Origin of the sequence: Pseudomonas sp. LTJR-52, assembly GCF_003691465.1 — a bacterium.
Taxonomy (GTDB): Bacteria; Pseudomonadota; Gammaproteobacteria; order Pseudomonadales; family Pseudomonadaceae; genus Chryseomonas; species Chryseomonas luteola.
Genome location: NZ_CP033105.1, coordinates 997,647 through 1,020,023 on the forward strand (window position 1 = coordinate 997,647; position 22,377 = coordinate 1,020,023).

General features: G+C 59.3%; 27 protein-coding genes. 18 read left to right on the forward strand and 9 right to left on the reverse strand.

Annotated elements, in window-relative coordinates; all coding sequences use genetic code 11:
* The first annotated feature begins 8 nt into the window (after positions 1 to 8).
* The 3 genes from EAW52_RS04525 (at position 9) to EAW52_RS04535 (ending at position 2,647) form a co-directional block, all read left to right on the forward strand.
* Complete coding sequence (locus EAW52_RS04525; RefSeq protein WP_122041571.1) at positions 9 to 659, forward strand: MotA/TolQ/ExbB proton channel family protein; 651 nt, start codon at positions 9 to 11, stop codon at positions 657 to 659.
* 61 nt (positions 660 to 720) lie between these two features.
* A complete protein-coding gene (locus EAW52_RS04530) occupies positions 721 to 1,965 on the forward strand; it encodes a phospholipase D-like domain-containing protein (protein WP_256680734.1) in 1,245 nt (414 codons plus the stop codon).
* A 58-nt stretch (positions 1,966 to 2,023) separates the two neighbouring features.
* Positions 2,024 to 2,647, forward strand: coding sequence for a phosphatase PAP2 family protein (locus EAW52_RS04535; RefSeq protein ID WP_122041572.1), 624 nt, complete (start codon positions 2,024 to 2,026; stop codon positions 2,645 to 2,647).
* Here EAW52_RS04535 and EAW52_RS04540 read toward each other — a convergent pair.
* The 5 genes from EAW52_RS04540 to EAW52_RS04560 form a co-directional block, all read right to left on the reverse strand.
* Positions 2,619 to 3,092, reverse strand: a complete 474-nt coding sequence (locus EAW52_RS04540) for a hypothetical protein (protein WP_122041573.1) — start codon at positions 3,090 to 3,092, stop codon at positions 2,619 to 2,621. The genes EAW52_RS04535 and EAW52_RS04540 overlap by 29 nt on opposite strands.
* A gap of 58 nt (positions 3,093 to 3,150) precedes the next feature.
* Positions 3,151 to 3,765 (reverse strand): urease accessory protein UreG, encoded by a 615-nt coding sequence (ureG, locus tag EAW52_RS04545; protein WP_019367367.1) that lies wholly within the window; start codon positions 3,763 to 3,765, stop codon positions 3,151 to 3,153.
* A gap of 13 nt (positions 3,766 to 3,778) precedes the next feature.
* Positions 3,779 to 4,450 carry an urease accessory protein UreF gene (locus EAW52_RS04550; protein WP_122041574.1) on the reverse strand — a complete coding sequence of 224 codons (672 nt, stop codon included), beginning with the start codon at positions 4,448 to 4,450 and terminating at the stop codon, positions 3,779 to 3,781.
* A complete protein-coding gene (gene ureE / locus EAW52_RS04555; protein ID WP_122041575.1) occupies positions 4,447 to 4,947 on the reverse strand; it encodes an urease accessory protein UreE in 501 nt (166 codons plus the stop codon). Before ureE ends, EAW52_RS04550 begins: the two co-directional genes overlap by 4 nt.
* 95 nt (positions 4,948 to 5,042) lie before the next feature.
* Positions 5,043 to 5,735 carry a TetR family transcriptional regulator gene (locus EAW52_RS04560; protein WP_122041576.1) on the reverse strand — a complete coding sequence of 231 codons (693 nt, stop codon included), beginning with the start codon at positions 5,733 to 5,735 and terminating at the stop codon, positions 5,043 to 5,045.
* A 222-nt stretch (positions 5,736 to 5,957) separates the two neighbouring features.
* Here EAW52_RS04560 and EAW52_RS04565 point away from each other — a divergent pair, with 222 nt between their 5' ends.
* Entirely contained in the window at positions 5,958 to 7,265 is a 1,308-nt protein-coding gene (locus tag EAW52_RS04565) for an MFS transporter (protein ID WP_010795859.1), read from the forward strand.
* An 86-nt stretch (positions 7,266 to 7,351) separates the two neighbouring features.
* Here EAW52_RS04565 and EAW52_RS04570 read toward each other — a convergent pair whose 3' ends face one another.
* The 3 genes from EAW52_RS04570 to EAW52_RS04580 all read right to left on the reverse strand — a co-directional run bounded on the left by EAW52_RS04570 (position 7,352) and on the right by EAW52_RS04580 (position 9,928).
* The gene (locus tag EAW52_RS04570; protein ID WP_010795858.1) at positions 7,352 to 7,867 is read right to left on the reverse strand and encodes a hypothetical protein; all 516 of its coding nucleotides are present in this window, start codon (positions 7,865 to 7,867) and stop codon (positions 7,352 to 7,354) included.
* Between the two features lie 154 nt (positions 7,868 to 8,021).
* Entirely contained in the window at positions 8,022 to 8,921 is a 900-nt protein-coding gene (locus EAW52_RS04575; protein ID WP_122041577.1) for an alpha/beta hydrolase, read from the reverse strand.
* Positions 8,922 to 9,397: 476 nt separating this feature from the next.
* A complete protein-coding gene (locus tag EAW52_RS04580) occupies positions 9,398 to 9,928 on the reverse strand; it encodes a GNAT family N-acetyltransferase (protein ID WP_162997753.1) in 531 nt (176 codons plus the stop codon).
* A 118-nt stretch (positions 9,929 to 10,046) separates the two neighbouring features.
* On the opposite strand from EAW52_RS04580, the gene EAW52_RS04585 reads away from it, so the two are divergent.
* The 14 genes from EAW52_RS04585 (at position 10,047) to EAW52_RS04645 (ending at position 21,185) form a co-directional block, all read left to right on the forward strand.
* Positions 10,047 to 10,565, forward strand: coding sequence for a Rho termination factor N-terminal domain-containing protein (locus EAW52_RS04585; RefSeq protein ID WP_122041579.1), 519 nt, complete (start codon positions 10,047 to 10,049; stop codon positions 10,563 to 10,565).
* Positions 10,562 to 10,945, forward strand: coding sequence for a DUF3140 domain-containing protein (locus tag EAW52_RS04590; RefSeq protein ID WP_122041580.1), 384 nt, complete (start codon positions 10,562 to 10,564; stop codon positions 10,943 to 10,945). The genes EAW52_RS04585 and EAW52_RS04590 overlap by 4 nt, the downstream gene beginning before the upstream one ends.
* Positions 10,945 to 11,373: a VOC family protein gene (locus EAW52_RS04595; protein ID WP_019367358.1), complete on the forward strand. Its 429-nt coding sequence runs from the start codon at positions 10,945 to 10,947 to the stop codon at positions 11,371 to 11,373. The genes EAW52_RS04590 and EAW52_RS04595 overlap by 1 nt, the downstream gene beginning before the upstream one ends.
* A gap of 174 nt (positions 11,374 to 11,547) precedes the next feature.
* The gene (locus EAW52_RS04600) at positions 11,548 to 12,684 is read left to right on the forward strand and encodes a gluconokinase, GntK/IdnK-type (protein WP_177411891.1); all 1,137 of its coding nucleotides are present in this window, start codon (positions 11,548 to 11,550) and stop codon (positions 12,682 to 12,684) included.
* A 65-nt stretch (positions 12,685 to 12,749) separates the two neighbouring features.
* Positions 12,750 to 14,027, forward strand: coding sequence for a TRAP transporter large permease (locus tag EAW52_RS04605; RefSeq protein ID WP_010795849.1), 1,278 nt, complete (start codon positions 12,750 to 12,752; stop codon positions 14,025 to 14,027).
* A 62-nt stretch (positions 14,028 to 14,089) separates the two neighbouring features.
* The gene (locus EAW52_RS04610) at positions 14,090 to 15,106 is read left to right on the forward strand and encodes a TRAP transporter substrate-binding protein (protein ID WP_122041581.1); all 1,017 of its coding nucleotides are present in this window, start codon (positions 14,090 to 14,092) and stop codon (positions 15,104 to 15,106) included.
* 228 nt (positions 15,107 to 15,334) lie between these two features.
* Complete coding sequence (gene ssuE / locus EAW52_RS04615) at positions 15,335 to 15,919, forward strand: NADPH-dependent FMN reductase (protein WP_122041582.1); 585 nt, start codon at positions 15,335 to 15,337, stop codon at positions 15,917 to 15,919.
* A 95-nt stretch (positions 15,920 to 16,014) separates the two neighbouring features.
* Entirely contained in the window at positions 16,015 to 16,989 is a 975-nt protein-coding gene (locus EAW52_RS04620; RefSeq protein ID WP_122041583.1) for a sulfonate ABC transporter substrate-binding protein, read from the forward strand.
* Complete coding sequence (locus EAW52_RS04625) at positions 16,986 to 17,975, forward strand: aliphatic sulfonate ABC transporter substrate-binding protein (RefSeq protein WP_122041584.1); 990 nt, start codon at positions 16,986 to 16,988, stop codon at positions 17,973 to 17,975. The genes EAW52_RS04620 and EAW52_RS04625 overlap by 4 nt, the downstream gene beginning before the upstream one ends.
* Positions 17,972 to 18,112 carry a hypothetical protein gene (locus EAW52_RS25845; protein WP_162997585.1) on the forward strand — a complete coding sequence of 47 codons (141 nt, stop codon included), beginning with the start codon at positions 17,972 to 17,974 and terminating at the stop codon, positions 18,110 to 18,112. The genes EAW52_RS04625 and EAW52_RS25845 overlap by 4 nt, the downstream gene beginning before the upstream one ends.
* A gap of 68 nt (positions 18,113 to 18,180) precedes the next feature.
* On the forward strand, positions 18,181 to 19,344 hold the full coding sequence (ssuD, locus tag EAW52_RS04630; protein WP_122041585.1) for an FMNH2-dependent alkanesulfonate monooxygenase: 1,164 nt from the start codon (positions 18,181 to 18,183) through the stop codon (positions 19,342 to 19,344).
* 9 nt (positions 19,345 to 19,353) lie between these two features.
* Positions 19,354 to 20,145 (forward strand): aliphatic sulfonate ABC transporter permease SsuC, encoded by a 792-nt coding sequence (gene ssuC, locus EAW52_RS04635; protein WP_122041586.1) that lies wholly within the window; start codon positions 19,354 to 19,356, stop codon positions 20,143 to 20,145.
* On the forward strand, positions 20,142 to 20,945 hold the full coding sequence (gene ssuB, locus EAW52_RS04640) for an aliphatic sulfonates ABC transporter ATP-binding protein (protein ID WP_122041587.1): 804 nt from the start codon (positions 20,142 to 20,144) through the stop codon (positions 20,943 to 20,945). The genes ssuC and ssuB overlap by 4 nt, the downstream gene beginning before the upstream one ends.
* Before the next feature lie 24 nt (positions 20,946 to 20,969).
* On the forward strand, positions 20,970 to 21,185 hold the full coding sequence (locus tag EAW52_RS04645; RefSeq protein WP_010795839.1) for a molybdopterin-binding protein: 216 nt from the start codon (positions 20,970 to 20,972) through the stop codon (positions 21,183 to 21,185).
* Between the two features lie 441 nt (positions 21,186 to 21,626).
* Here EAW52_RS04645 and EAW52_RS04650 read toward each other — a convergent pair whose 3' ends face one another.
* Positions 21,627 to 22,244 carry a hemolysin III family protein gene (locus tag EAW52_RS04650; RefSeq protein WP_122041588.1) on the reverse strand — a complete coding sequence of 206 codons (618 nt, stop codon included), beginning with the start codon at positions 22,242 to 22,244 and terminating at the stop codon, positions 21,627 to 21,629.
* Positions 22,245 to 22,377 lie beyond the last annotated feature (133 nt).

Sequence of the window (22,377 nt, forward strand, 5' to 3'; positions counted from 1 at the left end):
TGCTGAATATGAATACCGACCTACTGCATGACATCACGTTTTATGTCATGTATGGCGCCATCGCCATTGCCCTGTTCGTCATCATCGAGCGGAGCCTGTATTTTGCCTATACCCGCAGACAGGCGCGCCAACTGGAGTCATTGCTGACGGCCAAGGTACGCAGCGACCGTGACCTGCCGGAGTCCTTCACCCGCCGCGAAAGCTTGCCGCTTACCATGGTGCGGCCGGTGCTGGCGCAAAAGGCGCAGCGCGGCACTCGCAAGGAGCTGGACGAGATTATCGAAGCGCAGTACCTCGCAACCCGTGCACCGCTGGCCCGTAGTCTGTGGATCATCGAAACCATTACGACCGCAGCGCCGCTGCTGGGGCTGCTCGGGACCATCCTCGGTATTATCGATACCTTCAAAGCGCTGGCTTCAGCGGGTGTATCCGACCCGGGTCAGATCTCAGCAGGCATCGGAACGGCGCTGTTTGCGACCGGCTTGGGGATTGCGATTGCGCTGGGCTGCGTGGTCTTTCATAACTTCTTCCAGGATCGCCTGGAGCGCATCAACGATCAGCTCAAGATCCTGCTGATTCGCGCCAGCATGGGTGCTCAGCCTGTGGATGAAGCCCACGTTCAATCTGCAGAGCCAATGGCGCAGTACCGTACCGCCTGATCGGTTGCGGCGAGGGCCAGTCGGTCCTCGCCCAGTCTTTTCCTTCTTGTTTGAGACCTCCATGCCTGTATTGTCCCGTTTGCCGATCCGTGGCGCTCGACGCCTATGTTTTGGGTTTTTCTTACTCAGCGCCAGTACGCTCAGTTGGGCCGATTTCAAGATTCCAGGGTTCGAGCTGGTGCATACCGTGCCGGTGGCGACTGATCTGGCAACGAATGACCTACGTAACCCGGTCGAGGTCTGGAGCGAAATGTTCGACCGGGCCCAGCACCGTATCGACATTGGCCAATTCTATGCGTCCGGTCAGCCGGGTTCGCAACTGGATACTGTGATCGAGCATTTGCAGGCGGCCGGGCAGCGCGGCGTGACGATTCGCTTCCTGCTGGAAGAGAAGGGGCTGCGGATGTCGGACCCTGCCACGCTGGACCGCTTACGCAGCATTCCTAATCTGACCTTGCATGTATTGCCGTATGGCCAGCTGACCGGGGGGGTCATTCACGCCAAATATCTGGTCGTGGATGGCCGCGAGGCATTTGTGGGTAGCCAGAATTTTGATTGGCGTTCCCTTACGCATATCCATGAAACAGGTGTGCGGATCAGCGACCGCACGGTAGCGGGTCAAATACAGGCTATCTTCAATCAGGACTGGCAGGCGCAGAAAGCGCTGGCTGAAGGTAAACCCGTGCCTCAGCCCCGGCATCAATCCTTGGACCAACCAGCTCCGACCGGCAGTTATCTGGTCGCCAGCCCTGCGCGCTACAACCCGCCCGACGTGCGTGACTCCCAGATAGAGTTACCGCGTTTGCTCGCTCAGGCCCGGCATGAAGTGCGTGTGCAGTTGCTCGACTACGCGCCGTTATCCTACGGACCGGACAAGACCCGCCCGTATTACCCGGTGATCGACAATGCCTTGCGCGCGGCGGCCGCCCGAGGGGTATCCATCAAGCTGATGGTGTCCCACTGGAACACGGGCGCACCGGAGATCGACTACCTGAAAAGCCTGGGCGTGCTACCGAATGTACAAGTCAAGATCGTCACGTTGCCGGCCGATCCGAGCGGTTTCATTCCCTTTGCGCGGGTGATTCACAGCAAGACGATGGAAATCGATGGACGCCTGGCCTGGGTAGGCACCAGCAACTGGCTAGGCGGCTATCTGGATAACTCCCGCAACCTGGAGGTAGTAATGCAGGATCACGCCATGGCCGAGCGCATTCGTCAGCTCCATGAGCAGTTGTGGAACAGCCCCTATGCCGACATGATCAGCGTGATGCGTACTTACCCGGAGCCGCATCCCGGTACGCCGTGATTGCCAACGGGACGGGTATCGGGCTGAATGCCGCTCACCCTGGAAAGGAGTCTGTACCGTGACACGTAAACCGCTGCTGATCGCTTGGGCAGGTGGCCTTGTGCTGATCCTGCTGGGATATGGCGTGATCGACCAGCCCATTGCCTATTGGGCCCATGCAGGCGACCTGCGCCGTCTGGCGTGGCCCAACCTGATGACCCATGTGGCGGACTGGCTGACGGTGCTGGCGGTACTGCTGGTCATTGTCCTGGGCATCGGTCAGCGATTGTTGCCTGTGCATCGTCATCGCTGCTTCGTGCTGGCCTTCAGCGTACTGGTCGCCAAGGGCGTGAAGGATTCGCTCAAGCCTGTCTTCGGTCGTTATTGGCCGGAGACCTGGACCCATGGCAATCCCTCGCTGATCCATAATCAGGCTTATGGCTTCAACTGGTTTCACGGCGGAGACTGGTACGCGTCTTTTCCTTCCGGACATACCACAGTTGCCTACGCTGCCGCCGTGGCGATTGCCCTGTGCTGGCCCCGCCTGAGGGGACTTGCGGTAGTAATAGCCGCGGTGGTACCGGTGGGGCTTTTGCTGTGTAACTACCACTTCTTTTCCGATGTGGTCGCCGGTGGCTTGCTTGGCGCCAGCGTAGCGGTACTCGTCACCAAGGTCATGGGTGTGGCGTCGAAAGGGCGATAAGGTCTTCTGTATCCACTTCGCGTCCGAGCATAGCTTTGTAGGCGGCCAGCTCATCACGGTCCATGACCTGAAGGGCTACGCCCAGTAGCGTGGAGGGGTGGGCTTTGGCCAGGTTTGCCTCAAGGTCTCTCCAGGTTGAGTGGCCCTTATCGAAAATCCGGGCACCGGGCGTGCCGCCTATCTCGATCTTCACGCCTTCAACTTTGAACTGCACGTATTCCACATCCCAGCCTTCCTCGCAGCGGCGCTCGAGGGGCTTGGTCGTGACAGCAGCGCCGGCAGCGGCTATTTCTTGCAAACGGTCTGCTGGAACCAGGAGATCAATATCGTTCAGCGGGCGTCTGGCGCCATAAACATGGGCCGCCAGACCGCCGCATAAAAGAAAAGGGATGCGTCGCTGGTTCAGCTGATCGACGATCCAGTGCAAGGCAGCAGCGTGACTCATGGGAACCCCTTTACTATTGGTTTGGCTATGCTGCGCATGTGCCTTGCAGTATGGGGCGCTACGCAGCCGTCAGCATGCCCTGCTTTTCGATAAAGGCGATGATGTCATCCAGGCCCTGGCCCACTTTCTGGTTGCTGAACACGAACGGCTTCTCGCCCCGCATCTTGCGGGCGTCACGGTCCATCACCTCAAGTGAGGCACCGACCATTGGGGCAAGATCCACCTTGTTGATAACCAGCAAGTCAGACTTGCAGATGCCCGGGCCGCCCTTGCGGGGGAGCTTGTCGCCCGCAGACACGTCGATCACGTAGATAGTCAGGTCAGACAGCTCCGGGCTGAACGTGGCGGAAAGGTTATCGCCGCCGGATTCGACCAGAATCAGATCAAGACCAGGAAAGCGGCGGTTGAGCTGGTCTACCGCTTCCAGGTTGATGGAAGCATCCTCACGGATGGCCGTGTGCGGGCAGCCACCGGTTTCCACGCCGATGATGCGCTCAGGAGCCAACGCCTCGTTGCGCACGAGAAAATCGGCATCTTCGCGGGTATAGATATCGTTGGTGACAACCGCCAGGTTGTAACGATCACGCAGGGCACGGCAGAGGGCGAGGGTGAGGGCCGTCTTGCCGGAACCGACCGGGCCGCCAATACCAACGCGCAGGGGTTGAGTGTTCATCGCGCTTGTTCTCCTAGGATCTGAAAAGACGGCTGTATTGTTGTTCGTGGGCCATGCTGGCGAGCGCCAGGCCAAACGGTGCGCTGCCCCAGAGGGTTTCCGGCAACGCACGGGCAGTTGCGAGGGCTGCGTCCAGGGCTGGCAGGAGTTCAGAGGTCAGTCGCTGTGCTGCCTGCTGGCCGAGGGGCAGGGTTTTCATCAGAACGGCCAGCTGGTTTTCCAGCCACCCCCAGAGCCAGGCCGAGACGGCTTCTGCCGGGGTAATGGCCCAGGCACGCGCGGCAACCGCCCAACCCAGGGCAAACGTTGGCTCGCTGGCCAAAAGGTGCTCGCGTGCTTCGGGGTCCAGTTCGGGCAAGTCCTTGAGCAGTTGCGTCAGGGAAAAACCGGTCTGGCGGCTCTCCAGGCGCAGTTCTCGGGTTTCACGGCTGGCTGAATGGCGAGCTGCTAATTCAGCCAGCAGCAGCCAGTCACCGGAGGCTGCGGCTTGACAGTGAGCCAGCAGCAAGGGCGCTTCGAAGCGGGCAAGGTTAAGCTCCAGCTGATCTTCGAGCCAGACGCGAGCCGAGCTTGAGTCGGTTACGAGGCCGGTCTCGATGGCCGCCTCTAACCCTTGGGAGTAGCTATAACCGCCGATGGGTAACTGCGGGCTGGCCAGACGCATTAACGCCCAGGCCGGGCTCATATCCGCACCCCGAAATGGTGCAGCCGAGGGCCGTAATTGAAATCAGCCTCACCGTGGTGCGAATGGTGATGCCCACCACCATAAGCGCCATGCTCAGGTTGGAAAGGCGCCTGGATCGATTCACACGTAGCGCCCAGTTGATCCAGCATGGCCTTGAGTACGTGATCCTCCAGAATGCGTAGCCAGCCATCGCCTACTTGCAGCGCAACATGACGGTTGCCCAAGTGGTAGGCAGCGCGGGTCAGCTCATGGGCATTGGCGCAGGTGATGTGCAAAAGAGCCTCGGGGCGGGCGCAGACGCGTACGATACGGCCGTCCTGGGCACGCAGCCCTTCACCGTCAAACAGGGGCGGCTGTCCGCGTTCGAGAAACAGCCCGACATCTTCACCGCTGGCCGTCAAGGTTCGCAGCCGGCTCTTGCTGCGCGCCTCGAAGCCAAGGTGAATTTCTTCGTGCCAAGTATCGGGAGAGGGCAGACGGGTATGAATGACCAACATAGAGCAGTATCCGCTGTGCTTTATGAAGACTACAGCAAGCGGCCTGCCAGAACGCAACGGCTCGTTTCACCGGCGTTGCACAGGGGATTGTATGCTCAGTTTGCCTGATTTCGGTGCAACAGCGGGTCGGAGGGCAGGGGTTCGCCCTGATTTGGTGCGAACAGCATGTTAAGGCCGCGCCAGTGCTTGGCACCGATCATGATGAAGCGTAGTTGATGAATGATCTTAGCCTGGGGCGTCTTGTGCGGCTCCAGCCCCTCGTCAGGCACATCAATCAGCTCGGGCAGGGTGGCGAATACGGTCTTGACTACCAGATCCGCCAGAACATCGATGTCCTGACACGAAAGGTGGGGCAGCCGGTTGAGCTGGGACAGGTCCAATGCAAGGTCATCAGTGATGCGCTGGCGCAGTTCACTGATGGCCTGACGAATCGACAGCGAACCGCCGTACTGCTCCCGGGCAAGAAAGATGAATTGGCTACGGTGTTCAGCGACGGCTTCAATAAAGATGCCGACCGAGGCATCAATCACACCACGCAGCTCGATTTCGTTATGACGTACCCGGCGCAGGGTTTCGCGAAAGGTCTCGCCCACTTCGGCGACCAGCGCAAGTCCAAAGGCATCCATATCGGGAAAGTGCCGGTAGAAGCCCGCCGGGACGATGCCGGCACTTCGGGTGACCTCTCGCAGGCTCAAGCTGCCGAAGCCGCGGCCACTGCTCATGAGCATACGTGCAGCATCCAGCAGGGCATGGCGGGTTTGCAGTTTTTGCTCGGCGCGGGAGGACATGGCGGTTTTCCAATCAGGCAAGGGGGTACTCTATCAAATACCCGCACGTCCGGTTGAAACACTTGTCGTGTGACAAAATCCGGGCGCCGGTAGTCTGTCTGCATATGGCGCATCATCCAGGTGATAATCGATGCGCTTAAAGATGAAGCACCCACGGCCGATAGCCGTGCCTTCGATCGCTCTCTTCCCGCCAGGATTGGCTCAGCTCAAATCAGACGACTCATGTTCAGCCCGCTTGTCACATTTCCCGCGCTCTATATTGCTACGCTCCTGATGCTGGCCGGTTCCGGCCTCTTCACCACTTACATCGGCCTTCGCCTGACCGAACAGGGGGCGGGCGATCTGTGGGTCGGCTGCCTGATGGCTGCGTATTATTTCGGGCTGGTCTGCGGTGGCAAACTCGGCCACCGGCTGATCGCCAACGTAGGGCATATCCGCTCATACGTCGCCTGCGCCGGCGGCGCGACGGTGACGGTACTCATTCACGCCCTGACCGATCATCTGGGCGTCTGGCTGGTGCTGCGCTTCATCATGGGTGTTCTGATGATGAACCAGTACATGGTGATTGAAAGCTGGCTCAACGAGCAGGCCGAAAACCACCAGCGGGGCAAGGTGTTTGCTGGCTACATGGTGGCGGTGGACTTGGGACTGGTGGTTGGGCAGGCCTTGCTGGCCGTACACCCGGCACTGGATTACAAGCCGCTGCTGCTGGTAGCAATCTGCTTTGCGTCCTGCCTGATTCCCATCGCCATGACGCGTCGCGTACACCCGGCCAAGCTGGTCGCCGCGCCCCTTGAAATCAAGTTCTTCTGGCAGCGCGTACCGCAGTCACTGGTCACGATCTTTGCCGCTGGCCTGATGGTCGGTGCCTTCTATGGTCTAGCGCCGGTATATGCCAACCGCAACGGGCTCGATACGGCGCAGTCGAGTATGTTTGTGGGTATATGCATCGTGGCAGGTTTTTGTGCACAGTGGCCGCTAGGCTGGTTGTCCGATCGGGTCGACCGCTGCAAGTTGATCCGCGCCAACGCCGTGCTGCTCTGCCTGGCGGCAATTCCGATGTGGGGATATATCACCTTGCCCTATGCCGGATTACTCGGCACCGGCTTTTTGACCGGCATGCTGCTGTTCACGTTGTATCCGTTGTCAGTGGCCTATGCCAACGACCATGTGGAGCCCTCGCGCCGTGTAGAGCTCTCCGCCATGCTGCTGACCACCTATGGTGTAGGCGCTTGTATCGGACCGCTGCTGGCCGGTGCGCTGATGAATCAGTTTGGTCCCGGCATGTTCTACATTCTGGTGTCGATCTATGCCGTCATTTTGATCATCTGGGTTCAGCCTCGCTTCGTAACAAATGAGCATCTCGTGGATGAAGCACCACTGCATCACGTGGCGATGCCGGATACAGTTAGCCCGATGGCCGCAACGCTCGACCCCCGCGTGGAGGAAGTGCCCGAGGAGCTGATGGTGGATACGCCGCCTAACATTGGCCGCTCCGATGGCCTCCCGGATGAAAAACCGGTCGCGTGAAACGGTCGCATGAAATAGTCGCGTGAAGCAGTCGCTATAAATAAAAAAGCCCGATCAACTGGTCGGGCTTTTTTATGGGGCCAGCATCAGACAATCCGGTGCATGCGGTGATGCGAGCGGTCGATGGTTTGCTGTGAATCATCGGCAGCCAGCTGCGGCTGAATGTGCTCCTGCTGACGCTGGATCATCCGGTCAATGGTCTGCTCGGTACCGTCTTCGGCTACCTGAAGCTGGTGCTGCTGGCGATGGATCATCTTATCGATGGTCTGCTCGGTACCATCTTCGGCTAACTGGATCTGATGTTGCTGACGATGAATCATCTTGTCGATGGTCTGCTCAGTACCGTCTTCGGCCAGTTGGGCAGGAGTATTCAGGCGGTTTTGCTGGCGCTCGATCAGGCGGCCCAAGGTCTGGTCGGAGCCGTTCTCGGTCAGCAGACGTTCTTCAATGCTCTTGGTTTGACGGTTGATCATCTTGTCCACGGTGTACTGGCTGCCATCTTCTGCGTACAGCTGAGCGGCTTGGGGCAGGGATTGAGCAGCAACCAGAGTGTTGAATGCCAGGGCGGTGAGGCCGATACCGAATGCGATAGTGCGTTTCATGATCTGTTTCCTCGATGGGATCGTTTCGACAGATTCAGTATCGGTTCGAGTTGACCCATTAAAAAATGGATCGTAGGCATACCAAACATCACCGGAAATGATGCCCAATCGAGGTGGCATATGTTCTCGTTGATAGTGCGGGGCGCGCTGATCTCTAGTACGCGCCTTTCAGCCCAAAGAGGTCCCGTACTGCCCGGGCATATTCCTGGCTTCCGATGGACATGCTGTTGGTGTGGTTGCCTCCCTCAATGAGCAATAACCGCTTCGGATCCTGAGCTTTCCTGAATAACTCCTCGCTGAAGCGGGAGGGTACGTACTGGTCACCTGTTCCATGGACGATCAGTACCGGCATATCGACCTGGTCGATCTTGTCGATGGAATTGAATTTCTCCGACATGATCCAGCGGATCGGCAACGAGGTGTCGACCACGGCAGCCGCCGCATCCGCCAGGCTGGTAAAGGTCGACTCGATGATCAGGCCGGCTGCGGCGGCGGGGTCGCCCTCCGGGTCTTTCTGTTTTGAAATCTGCTGAGCCAGGTTGACGGCTATTGCACCGCCCAGCGAGTGTCCATAGATGTAGCGTTTTTCAGGGTCGGGCTGCAGCTCAACGAGGCGCTTCCAGGCCACCCGGGCATCCTCATACACCGTGCTTTCCGAGGGCAGATCGCCAGGGCTTTCACCAAAGCCCCGGTAGTCGATGGCCAGGACGGAATAGCCCAGGCTGCGCAGGGCAGTGATGCGACGCACCTGGGCGGTCAGATTCCAGCGTGTTCCATGCAGGTACAGGGCAGCAGGGGCATCTTTCTTTGCAGCAGGCCACCACCAGGCATGGACATATTGCGTCTTGCTGATCCCTGTCGTGACGGGGATGTTGAACTGCTGGACGCCGGCGGGCACGCCCGAGAACCAACTGGCAGTGCCGGGTTCGATGTTGAACACCAACTCACGCTCTTTGTGGGCGAGTTCAGAACAGCCAAACGGCAGACCCACACCCAGCAACAAGGCAAGAAAGGCCAAGGGGCGCCAGCGGCGGCGAATCAATATGGTAGACATGAACAGGGCTCTTGCGAAATGCGGATGGACCGTTGGAGGCGCGTTACCTAAGAGAGACTGGGGAACCTGCCTGGCCGTTCGGCAGAAGCCTTTAATGAATATTTCAGCGAACGTCTGCGAACAACTGGCGTCTTAATAAGTGAACGCACTTAATCAAGGAGCATGGGTATGTTGAAGTTTATTGGGGGCACCGCCGGCGTTATTTTCATCATCGGCCTGATCGTGGTTATCGGCATCATCAAGTTGATCTTCTGATGCGAGGCTCATGAAAAGCCCACCTGAGCATGCGGTGGGCTTTTTTATGGGCGCATGCGTTACTCTTCTTCGTCCTCAGGCATTTCTTCAAAGTCATCCGGGGACAGTTCCGCTTCCTGGCGCTCTGGTGCTACTGGCGATTTATCGGCCATGCTAGGTCTCCTCTGAGTAGGTGTACCTGTTGTGAGGAGCCGAAATAGCCGAAGTTCTGTACAGCCGACTTACGGTGTATCGCTGCTGCCTTTACCCAGATTTTTCTGCATCATCACCACATCATGCCACTGGCCGAACTTGAGGCCGACCTTTTCCAGAATACCTATCTGACGAAAGCCCAGGCTGCGATGGAGCTCGATGGAGCCTGCGTTGCTGCTGTCGCCGATAAGCGCCACCATCTGCCGCCAACCTCCCGCTTCGCAGCGCTCAAGCAGTGCACTCAACAGGGCTTTACCCAGGCCGCGGCCACGCCAGCCTTCCTCCAGATAAACCGTGTCTTCCAGGGTGTAACGATAGGCCGATCGCGTGTGATAGAAGTTGGCATAGCAGTAGCCTCGTACCATGCCATCCAGCTCGGCGACCAGAAACGGCAAGGAAGCTTCCTGAAGGGTCCGCAGGCGTCGTTTCATGCCGGCTTCATCGGGTGGAATTTCTTCGAAGGTGGCCGTTCCATGCAGAACATGATGGGCATAAATGGCCTGGATAGCAGGAATATCCGACTCGGTGGCATCACGGATTTGAAGCGAGGGTAGCGGCATGACCATGTCCTTCTTGAAGCGTCCTTCTTGATACACCCCGTCGCCTGGCTAGAACAAGCGTCTCGATAGGTGGTCCCCATTTCCGAGGGGTCCGAAACTCTACTGAGGAGAAAGACAGATGTCTGCTACCGCCAGGAAGACCGATCCGGAATTGTGGAACAGTGTGAAAGAGGATGTGACGCGTGGCTCGAAGGGTGGTCGTGCCGGCCAGTGGTCGGCGCGAAAAGCGCAATTGGCGAGCCAGGAATACCAGAAGCGGGGTGGGGGTTATGAGGGCGGCAAGGGCCCCGATAACCATCTCCAGCAATGGACCGAGCAGGACTGGGGGACAAAGTCTGGCGAGAAGTCTACCGAGACGGGTGAGCGCTATCTGCCTAAGAAGGCACGAGAGCAGATCAGCGACAGCGAATATGCCCGCAGCACTGCCAATAAGCGGCGCGATACCCGTCGAGGCAAGCAGCACTCCAAACAGCCGGAGGATGTTGCCCGCAAGACGGCGTCTGCCCGTAAGACCGCTCTATCCGATATGACCAAGACCGAGCTGATGGCGCGTGCAGCACACCATCAGGTCCGTGGGCGCTCGCGGATGAAAAAGGACGAGCTGATTCATGCACTCAAGCAGGCAGGTGAACAATGACGGCCAAAGCCCTTACCGATGCGGACAAGAAAGAACTGCGCAGTGAATTCAAACAGGTGGTCAACATGCCGCCTGCCCAGCTGCGCAAGTGGTTGCAGGGCGAGGAGAGCCAGTCTGTCGGCATGACGGCCAAAGGCCAAAAGGTCAAGGCAAAGGCTGACGGCGAGGCGGTTGGCCATGAGATGGGCGAGCGGATTCTCGAGATCAAAGGCAAGCGGCAGGCTGAGCTGAGTGAAGATGACTACCTGGCCATGCGTAAGGTCATCGGCTATGTGCATCGGCACATCAAGCAGCGCCCGGATGGTGAGGTAGGTGATACGCGCTGGCGCAAGTCCCTGATGAACTGGGGGCATGATCCCATGAAGCAAAAGGCCGGCTGATGACATCCCCAACCGCTCCGCCCCTTGGTCCAGTACTGGAAACCGGTCTTTATGTGGCTGACCTGGAAAAGGCTCGCCGTTTTTATGAGGAACTGCTGGGCCTGAGCGTCATGTTTCATGATGAGCGTGTCGCGGCCTATGACGCCGCACCGGGCAGTGTGTTGCTGCTTTTCCAGCAGGGCACAACTGATACGCCTGCTCAGCTTCCCGGCGGCACCATTCCACCCCATGACGGTTCAGGCAGACTTCATTACGCCTTTTCCATTGCTCCTGAATATCTACAGCCGTGGCGTGATCATCTGGCGACTCACGGGATTGTGATCGAAGGTGAAGTGCGATGGCCGAAGGGCGGAGTGAGCCTGTACTTTCGTGATCCTGACGGGCATTTGGTTGAGCTGGCAACGCCGGGGCTGTGGGAAAACTACTGATCTGCCCATTGCTCTAGCGCAGGGCATCCCACTCGGTTCATGAAATATCTTGTTACGTCTATACGGGACACGTTCGACTGGTGGCCTTTCAGTCTCATTGCCCAATTGTGATGTTAGCGCTAACATCAAACAAAAATAAGAATGAGCGCACCGAAAGGCGCTCTGGAGAGCGCCATGACTTCACCCGTCAGTACCTCCGCTACACCCGCTCAGGCCCTTGTCATCATGGGCGTCAGCGGTTCAGGGAAGACCGAGACGAGCCTGGGCGTTGCCCGCTGTCTTGGCTTTCGTCATATCGAAGCCGACCATTTCCATTCCGCTGAAAACGTGGCCCGCATGCAGGCCGGTACGCCATTGACCGATGCCGACCGTATCGAGTGGCTCGATCGCCTGCGGCTTGAGATGCAAAAGGCCGTTCAGGATGGCACGGGATTCGTGCTGTCCTGCTCGGCACTGCGTCGCAGCTACCGGGACCGTCTGCGTGATGCTGTACCCGGCCTGCGTTTCGCGTATCTATCGGTCGATTACGAAACGGCGCTACAGCGAGTCGGAGAGCGTTCTGGCCATTACATGCCTACGTCACTCGTCAAGAGCCAGTTCGACACCCTCGAATCTCCCAGAGGAGAGCCAGGGGTGCTGTATGTCGATGCCTCCAAGGCCAGCGATGCGGTTGTTCAGGAGGTAAGCGCCTGGATGCATGCGCCAATTCCAAGTAGCGAAATGGCTGCCTTGATCAGCCTGGCCTCAAAGATGCCCGATGCACCTTCTCCGCGGAACGAGCCGCCCCTGACCAGCGAGCCGATCTATAACAACCGCACGGCCCAGCGCTTCGATAAGCTCACCGACAGCATGATGGCCATTCTGATGGCCTTCATGGTGGGTGCTGTCTTTGTCAATGTGGTGCTGCGTTATGCGTTCGGCTCCGGATGGGCCGGGGCCGAAGAGTTGTCCCGGCTGGCCTTCGTCTGGCTGATCTTTGTTGGCGTTGCGTCCAGCATGCGTCGCGGCGAGCTGATGAGTTTTACCCTGATCCGTGACAAGTTTCCGCGCATTGCCCGGCGGCTTGTCGATTCGGTCAGTGCCTTGCTGATTGCCACAGGCAGCGGCCTGTCTGCCTGGGGCGCGTGGTATCAGATGCAGTTTGGCTGGCAGAACGCGAGCCCTGTGGTGGGCTACCCGTTGGCTATCGCCATGCTGCCGGTGCTGGTCAGCATGATCGCACTCGCGGTGCTGGCACTGGTGCAACTGCTCAATGCCTGGCGTACCGAGCGGGAGGTACCGCCAGCCCTGGCAAATGTCACGGCAGACTGAGCCCGGTGTAATCAGTCGATTCCAATAACAAGACTACGAGGCGCTGCCTCCCTTAAGGGCTGATCATGACCGTTGCTGTCTTTCTTTCCTCCCTGTTGGGCTTCATGGCGTTCGGGATGCCGATTGCGTTTGCACTCCTGCTGACCGGCGCGGTGCTGATGTGGTACCTGGACTTTTGGGATGTGCAACTGCTGGCCCAGAATCTACAGGCCGGTGCCGACAGCTTTCCGCTCCTGGCTGTGCCATTCTTTATTCTGGCTGGCGAGCTGATGAACGCAGGCGGCATTTCCCGACGCATCATCACCATGGCCCAAGCCTTTGTCGGCCACAAGAAGGGCGGGTTGGGTTACGTTGCCATTGCCGCCTCGGTGCTGCTGGCCAGCATGTCGGGTTCGGCCCTGGCCGATACCGCGGCGTTGGCGACCCTGCTACTGCCCATGATGCGTCAGCGCGGCTATCCGCTCAGCTCTTCCTGTGGACTGGTGTCGGCAGGCGGCATTATTGCGCCGATCATTCCGCCGTCGATGCCCTTTGTGATTTACGGCGTTGTAACCAATACCTCGATCAGCCAGTTATTCCTGGCGGGTCTGGTTCCTGGGCTCATCATGGGGGCCGGGCTGATCATCGCCTGGACATTGATCGCCCGAAGCATTCACGAGCCGCCGCAACCCAAGGCTTCCTGGGCGGAACGCCGTCATGCCATCGTGGATGGCATTGCCGCCCTGATGCTACCGGTGATTATTGTGGGCGGTCTGCGGGGCGGTATCTTCACGCCCACCGAGGCAGCCGTGGTCGCGGCGGTATATGCGCTACTGGTGTCCACGCTGCTGTACCGGGAACTGAGCTGGAACGCACTGGTTGAGGTGCTGACCCGGGCCAGCCGCACCACGGCCTCGGTGATGTTCCTGTGTGCGGCCGCAACCGTTTCGGCCTACATGGTCACACTGGCCCAGCTCCCCGATGAAATCGCCGCCATGCTGGGTCCGATTGCCGACAATCCCAAGCTGCTGGTAGCCGCCATCATGCTCTTGATGGTGGCCATCGGCATGGTGCTGGACCTTACGCCCACCATCCTGATCCTGGGACCTGTCCTGGCACCCATTGCAGCCAAGGCGGGCGTCGACCCGGTCTACTTTGGGGTGATGTTTGTGCTGATCGGCTCGATTGGCCTGATCACGCCGCCGGTGGGTACTGTATTGAACGTGGTTGGAGGGATCGGACGTATCCGCATGGAAAAGCTGGTGCAGGGCGTGCTGCCCTTCTTCTTTACCTATATCGCCATTGTTGTCCTGCTGGTGATCTTTCCCGAGATCATTACCGTACCGCTGAAGTGGTTGCATTGAACGGCCTGGGCCCCGCAGGGCCCAGGCATCAGGCTTTATCAACAACAATAAAAGGAACGCCCATGAAACGCTTTCTCTTCGCAACCCTGGCCACGGCTGTGCTCTGCGGCCCGCTAGCCACCCTCACAACCCAGGCCGCCGATGACATTCGCCCCCGCATGATCCGCTTCGGTTATGGCCTAAACGAAGACAGTAACCAGGGACGCGGCGCCAAGGTATTTGCAGAGGAGGTGGCCAAGGCCTCAGGTGGCAAGCTCAAGGTGCGCACCTTTGGTGCCGGAAGCCTTGGCCCGGATGCCCAGATGCAGAATGCGTTGATTGGCGGGGCGCAGGAAATGATGGTGGGTTCTACCGCGACGCTGGTCGGCATCACCAAGGAGATGGCGATCTGGGATACGCCCTTTTTGTTTTCCAATGCAAAACAGGCGGATTATGTACTCGACGGACCAGTAGGCCAGCAGGTTATGGACAAGCTCCAGGAAAAGGGCCTCGTCGGCCTTGTCTACTGGGAGAACGGCTTTCGCAACATGACCAACAACGTTCGCCCGATCAACAAGCTGGAAGACTTCTCCGGCATCAAGGTGCGGGTGATGCAGAGCCCGGTCTTCATGGATACCTTCAAGCAACTGGGTGCCAATGCCGTGCCGCTGCCGTTCTCCGAACTCTTTACCGGCCTGGAGACCAAGGCCGTGGATGGGCAGGAAAACCCGTTCAACACGATTCTGTCATCCAAGTTTTATGAGGTGCAGAAGTACCTGACCGTGACCAACCATGTGTACAGTCCCTGGATCATGCTGGCCTCCAAGCGCTGGTGGGACGGGTTGTCCAAGACCGAGCAGGACATCCTGATGGAGGCAGCCAGGAAGGCACGTGATGCCGAGCGGCTGGACACACGCGCCGAAGGCGAAAAAGCCCTGGAAGAGCTGAAGGCCCACGGAATGCAGATCAACCAGGTAAGCGCAGAGGAAACCCAGCGCATGCGTGAAAAGGCGCAGCCGGCCATCCAGTCGGTTATCGATACCGTGGGCAAACCGCTGTTCGATCAGGTTCAGGCTGAAATCCAGAAAGCGCCGCAGTAAGGGCGCTTCACCCTGTAAATCGAGGGTGCAGTACCGATCTTCCGCACTCTGCTTGCAAGCCTTACAACACCAGAAAACCCCAGCCCGCGCGCTGGGGTTTTTCATTTATACAAAAAGTTATAAGCAAATGAATAAAAATGATTTTTAGGCATAAGCTAAGGCTTGCTATGGTTCGCTACATACCTGAGGGGCATACCGACCCTAACAGGACAGTTGAAGGGGAACGGCATGCTAGTGGTTTCGCTGGCGGGCAGCCCAGGGGCCAGATCCCGATCGAGCGTACTGCTCGGCGAGGCCCGGCAATGGCTGAACGCACATGGGGTCGAGGTAGCCTCCTGGCGCATCCAGGATTTCCCGCCCGAAGATTTGATCCAGGCGCGGTTCGAGAGCCCTCAGGTCAAGGCCTTTGTCGAGCACGTGCACAATGCGGACGGCCTCGTAGTGTCCACACCGATCTACAAGGCCTCGTTTTCCGGGGTGCTCAAGACGGTACTCGATCTGCTGCCGGAGCGGGCACTCAATCACAAGGTGGTGTTGCCGTTGGCAACCGGCGGCTCCATTGCGCACATGCTGGCAGTGGATTATGCGCTCAAGCCGGTTCTGGCTGCGCTCAAGGCGCAGGAGATCGTGCCCGGTGTGTTCGCGGATGACAGCCAGATTAGTTATGAAAGCGAAACACCGCTCTCACCTGCACTGGCGGAGCGTTTGGACGAGTCGCTGGAGCTTTTTCTGGCCGCACTGGCCCGCCGACCGAAGCCGGTCGAGCCACATGTTTTGACAGCGCAGCTGACACAGGCACGCTGGAGCATCTGATGTAACCACTCCCACACGGGAGAACAGATTACCCACCTTACTGACCCGACAACGGGGCAGCAGGCAGGACACCACTCGAAGCCAAGGAGCACGCGATGCGCGTCAAACCCTTGCATCGAAGATGGGTTGCCGCGCTGCTGCTGGCCCTGTCGCTCGATGCCACTGTTCAAGCCGCCGAAACCTTACGGGTAGGCTATCAGAAATACGGCACGCTGGTGCTGCTCAAGGCCCGTGGCACGCTGGAAAAACGCCTGGCCGAGCAGGGCGTTAACGTGCAATGGACTGAATTTCCCGGCGGCCCCCAATTACTGGAAGGGCTGAATGTTGGCAGCATCGACTTTGGCGTTACTGGTGAAACCCCGCCCGTTTTCGCTCAGGCGGCGGGTGCTGACCTCGTATATGTCGCCCATGAACCGCCTGCGCCCACCAGCGAAGCGATCCTGGTGCCCAAGGATTCTTCCATCCAGACGCTGGCCGATCTCAAGGGCAAGAAGATCGTCCTGAACAAGGGCTCCAATGTTCATTACCTGCTGGTTCGCGCGCTGGAAAAGGCAGGCCTGAAATACAGCGACATTCAACCAATCTACCTGCCTCCGGCTGATGCCCGCGCCGCCTTCGAACGCGGCAGCGCCGATGCTTGGGTCATCTGGGACCCGTATCAGGCGGCTGCAGAAAAACAGCTTCAGGCGCGCACGCTTACCGACGGTACCGGGCTGGTCGACAACCACCAGTTCTATCTCTCAACACGCCCTTACGCCCAACAGCACCCGCAAGTCATTGCCACGCTGGTCGACGAGGTTCGCTCGGTAGGGAAGTGGGCAAAGGCCAATCCTGAGGAGGTCGCCAAGCAGGTCGCGCCGCTGCTCGGCTTGCCGGAAGACATTGCCCGTACGGTCGTGGCGCGGCAGGGCTACGGGGCCCAGTTCATTACGCCCGAGGTGGTAACTGCGCAGCAGAAGATTGCCGATGCCTTTACGCAGATTCGTCTGATTCCCAAAACGCTGGCGGTTCGTGACGTGATCTGGACACCGCCTGCCAACCTTGCCCAGCGCGCGGAGGTAAAACCATGAAGCCTGCTTTCCTGACCCGCAGCCTGATCCTGCTCGGTACGCTGGCAGCGTTCGCGTTCCAGAGCGCCTCGGCCGATCCCGCCGAGTTGCGCATCGGTTACCAGAAGAGTGCCGTGAATCTGGTGGTGGCGCGGGAGAAGCGCTTCCTGGAGACGCGCTTCCCGAATACGCAGGTTCGTTATGTGGAGTTTCCGGCGGGGCCGCAACTGCTCGAAGCCCTGAACGCAGGCAGCATCGATCTGGGGGCGACAGGTGATATCCCGCCGATTTTCGCCCAGGCCGCCGGGGCCGATCTGCTTTATGTTGGCACCGAGCCCGCCAAACCATTGGCTGAGGTCATTCTGGTGAGCAAGGACAGCCCGATCCACACCCTGGCGGATCTCAAGGGGAAAAAGGTAGCCTTCCAGAAAGGCTCCAGCTCCCATGCGCTGCTGCTTCGAGCACTTAATCAGGCAGGCCTCAACTACACCGATATCCAACCGGTTTACCTGCCGCCTGCTGACGCCCGTGCAGCCTTCGATCAGGGCAACGTGGACGCCTGGGCCATCTGGGATCCCTTCTATTCGGCGGCGCTGTTAACCGGTCAGGTGCGTGTGCTGACCGATGGCCGTAACGGGCTTTCCAATTCAGGCTCCTTCTATCTGGCAGCCCGTCCGTTTGCCGAGCGCAATCCAGGCCTTATCCCGCAGATCTTCAATGCGCTGAACCAGGCCGAGGCGCTCACGCGGGCCAATCCCGAAGGCAGCATCGAAATCATGACGCGCCAGCTGGGACTGCCGCAGGCCGTGGTGGCCTCCTATTTCAGCCACCGTCCGGATTCACCCATCAGCCCGATTGCCGCCAGGGACATCGAAAACCAGCAGCAAACCGCTGACCTGTTCTACCAGAACCGCCTGATTCCCAAGCCGATACGCGTGGCCGATGTTGCGACGCCTGCCGTACCGGTTACTGCGCAACGCCAAACCAACACCGAGGTGACGCCATGAGTACCAAGCCCCTGCCTACGATCGCCAGCCGTCTGGTCGAGCGCTACCTGAATGGGATGGATCAGGCGATGGCACGCGTCATGGTGTGCCTTTGTCGACGCCCATGTGCAGCCCTTGCCCCTGGTACCCACGGCTGATGCCGCTGAAAGCACCCTGAAGCCCACATTTGAATTGACCCAGATTTCCATCTGACGGAGCACTGTACATGAGCAATCTCAACGTTTTCTGGTTTCTACCAACCCACGGCGACGGCCATTACCTTGGCACCGCAGAGGGCGCCCGCGCCGTTGACCACGGCTACCTGCAACAGATCGCCCAGGCGGCGGACCGCCTCGGGTTTGGCGGCGTACTGATTCCTACCGGCCGCAGCTGCGAGGACTCCTGGCTGGTGGCGGCCTCGCTGATCCCAGTGACCCAGCGACTCAAGTTTCTGGTAGCGCTGCGCCCCGGCATCATTTCACCCACCGTTGCTGCTCGTCAGGCCGCTACGCTCGATCGCCTGTCCGGCGGGCGGGCGCTGTTCAACCTCGTGACCGGCGGCGACCCGGAAGAGCTGGCCGGAGATGGGTTGTTCCTGAGCCATGAGGAGCGCTACGAGGCCTCGGAAGAGTTCACCCATATCTGGCGTCGCGTGCTGGAAGGCGAGACGGTCGACTTTGACGGCAAGCACATCAAGGTCAAGGGCGCCAAGCTGCTCTATCCGCCACTGCAACAGCCACGTCCGCCACTGTACTTTGGAGGCTCCTCCGAGCCTGCCCAGGAACTGGCTGCCCAGCAGGTCGAGCTGTACCTGACCTGGGGTGAACCGCTTGAGGCGGTACGCGAAAAGATCGAAGCCGTCCGTGAAAAAGCGGCGCGCCATGGCCGTACTGTTCGCTTTGGGATTCGCCTGCATGTGATTGTGCGTGAAACGAATGAAGAGGCCTGGAAGGCGGCCGACCGGCTCATCGCCAATCTGGATGATGCCACCATCGCCAAGGCCCAGGCCTCGTTTGCGCGGTTCGATTCGGTTGGTCAGCAGCGCATGGCTGCGCTGCACGGCGGACGACGCGACAAGCTGGAAATCGCGCCCAACCTTTGGGCTGGTGTAGGTCTTGTGCGCGGTGGGGCAGGGACTGCCCTGGTCGGTGATGGCCCCACCGTGGCCCAGCTGATGAAGGAGTATGCCGAACTGGGCATCGATACCTTCATCCTGTCCGGCTATCCGCACCTGGAAGAGTCCTACCGTGTGGCCGAACTCCTGTTCCCGCACCTGCCGCTTAGCCGACCCGAGCAGCCGGCGGGTGCTAATAACATCAGCCCCTTCGGCGAGATCGTGGCCAACGACATCGTGCCATCCTCAACCACGAAGTATGCCGCGCAGAGCTGAGGAGTCGGTATGAATCATACGATCAACACCTCTCTGCAACGCGTAGCGCCCTGGGTGCTGCCCGTGCTGCTCCTGACCGGGTGGCAGGTGGCTGTGGAAACCGGCCTCTTGTCCAGCCGTATCCTGCCGGCACCCAGTGCAGTGCTGGAAGCAGGCTGGAGCCTGGTGCGCAGTGGCGAGCTCTGGCAACACCTCGCCATCAGCAGCTGGCGCGCCAGTATCGGCTTTGCTATCGGAGGTGGTATCGGCCTGCTGCTGGGTTTTATTACCGGGCTTTCACGCTGGGGCGAGCGTCTTTTGGACAGCTCCGTACAGATGGTACGTAACGTGCCGCATCTGGCACTTATCCCGCTGGTCATCCTGTGGTTCGGGATCGATGAGTCGGCCAAGATCTTCCTGGTCGCCCTGGGTACGTTTTTCCCGATCTACCTCAATACCTATCACGGCATTCGCAACGTCGATCCGGCCCTGGTGGAAATGGCGCGCAGCTACGGGCTCTCCGGCTATCGATTGTTCACGCAGGTCGTGCTGCCTGGGGCGCTGCCGTCGATCCTGGTGGGGGTGCGCTTTGCGCTTGGGTTGATGTGGCTGACCCTGATCGTGGCGGAGACCATCTCGGCCAGTTCCGGCATCGGGTATCTCGCCATGAATGCCCGTGAATTCCTGCAAACCGACATCGTGGTACTGGCAATCGTGCTGTATGCCGTCCTTGGCAAGCTGGCAGATCTTGCGGCCCGCGGCCTTGAGCGTGCATGGCTGCGCTGGCATCCGGCCTATCAGAAAACAGGAGGTGCAGCATGACGGCCTTGCACAGTCTCCCTTACAAGCGGGGAACAGCCCTGACCCTGGAAGGGGTCGGCAAGCGGTTCGGTGAGCGCGACGTGCTTCAGGGTATCGACCTGACGATTCCCTCTGGTCAGTTTGTGGCCGTGGTGGGGCGCAGCGGTTGCGGCAAGAGCACCTTGCTGCGGCTGGTGGCCGGACTGGATAAGCCGACTGGCGGGCAACTGCTGGCGGGCAAGGAGCCGCTTGCCCGGCATCAGGACGCGACCCGTCTTATGTTTCAGGATGCCCGTCTGCTGCCCTGGAAACGCATCATCGATAACGTCGGCCTGGGCCTCAAAGGCCATTGGCAGCAGAAGGCGCTAGAGGCGCTGGACGCCGTGGGGCTGGCTGAGCGGGCCCATGAATGGCCGGCTGCGCTGTCGGGTGGACAGAAACAGCGTGTGGCCCTGGCGCGGGCTCTGATTCATGAGCCGCGCCTGTTGCTGCTGGATGAGCCCTTGGGTGCGCTGGACGCCCTGACCCGCATCGAGATGCAGCAGTTGATCGAACGTCTCTGGCAGCAGCATGGATTCACCGTTCTGCTGGTCACGCACGACGTGGGTGAAGCCGTAGCCATGGCGGATCGCGTCCTGCTGATCGAGGAGGGCCGGGTCGGCCTGGACCTCGGCATCAATCTGCCGCGTCCGCGCAACCGCGGCTCGGGCGGGCTTGCCGCACTGGAGGCTAAGGTGCTGGCCCGCGTACTGGCCCAACCTTCACTGCCCGACCATCACGACACCGACTACCGTCCCACGCAACTGCGCTGGGCACTTTGATCACTTGAGTTGAGGAGCACAACCATGACCATTAAAGCCATCAACGTTCGTAACCAGTTCAAAGGCACCATTAAGGAAATCATCGAAGGGTCGGTGCTTTCCGAAATCGACGTACAAACCGCTGCCGGGATCGTTACCTCCGTGATCACCACGCGCTCGGTCAAGGAGCTGGAACTGGTGGTCGGAAGCGAGGTGATTGCCTTCGTGAAGTCCACGGAGGTCTCGATCGCCAAACTCTGATTGCCACGCGGTCACCCACGTCACGCTGCCTGTAGTTATTCCCCTATAAGGCACCTTTAGCCCGCCGCGAGGCGGGCTCTTTTTAAGACCGACGCCGATTGACCGTTTCAAGCGTGTGCTGGATAAGCGTATCGAACTGGATGGGCTTGCTTAAATGAGCGTCAAAGCCCGCCTGCATGGCCTTCGACGTCCGCCCCGTACGATCCAGCGGGTCGCCTATGGGAGAGGCGAAATGTAAGTAACAAGCCTTGCGCAGGAGCGCTGTCAGGCAAACCTGTTAAAGCTTTTATATGGTCCAAGACAGCGCTCAAAAATTAGAAACAATGCGGTGAGCAAAGGCCTTCAAGCATAGCGCCTGATTCAGGTCTTTTTCAGTAACAGACGAGTGGCCTGACTCCGGCCTGATACCTGTGTTCGCTGAATACTACTGAATTGAAGGTATCACACCACATACAGGGCGATGGTAATGAAGTGCAGCAGGCTGCCCCCCATGACGAATAAGTGCCAGATGCCATGCCAGTGGCGAAAACGGTGATCGAACGCGAAGAAAACGATCCCTAGTGTATAAAGGCAACCCCCTGTGACCAGCCAGGTAAAGCCTGCCGCGCCCAGCGACGCCAGCAATGGATTGACCGCGACCAGAACGATCCAGCCCATCACGGCATAAATTACAACGGACAGAACGCGGGCCTCGGAACGGGGTTTGATCTCCTGCAGCATGCCGATGACCGCCAGCCCCCAGACGATAGCGAACAGCGTCCAGCCCCAGGGGCCTTTCAGTGTCACCAGGCAGAAAGGCGTGTAGCTGCCAGCAATCAACAGGTAGATGGAGAGGTGATCCACCTTGCGCATGACCGTTTTCGCACGGCCCTGCACACTGTGGTAAATCGTCGAGGCGCTATAGAGCAGCACCAGCGTGACGCCATAGATAATGATGCTGATGACCTTGGTTGGTGAGCCGTCCAGGCTGGCCCGTACCAGTAGCCATACCGCACCCATGAACGCCAGGGCTGCGCCGATCAGGTGCGTCCAGGCGTTGAATCGCTCTCCGTAGTACATAATTCTCCCAGGCTGAATGCCTTCGGTTCATATCAGTACCGCGCCTGCATCAGCGACAAGAACCCGTCTGGCATGGGCTTTCTACACGTGCTCAATCAGGCCTGCCGCTGTGCTGAGCAGTTTGTCGCTTTGA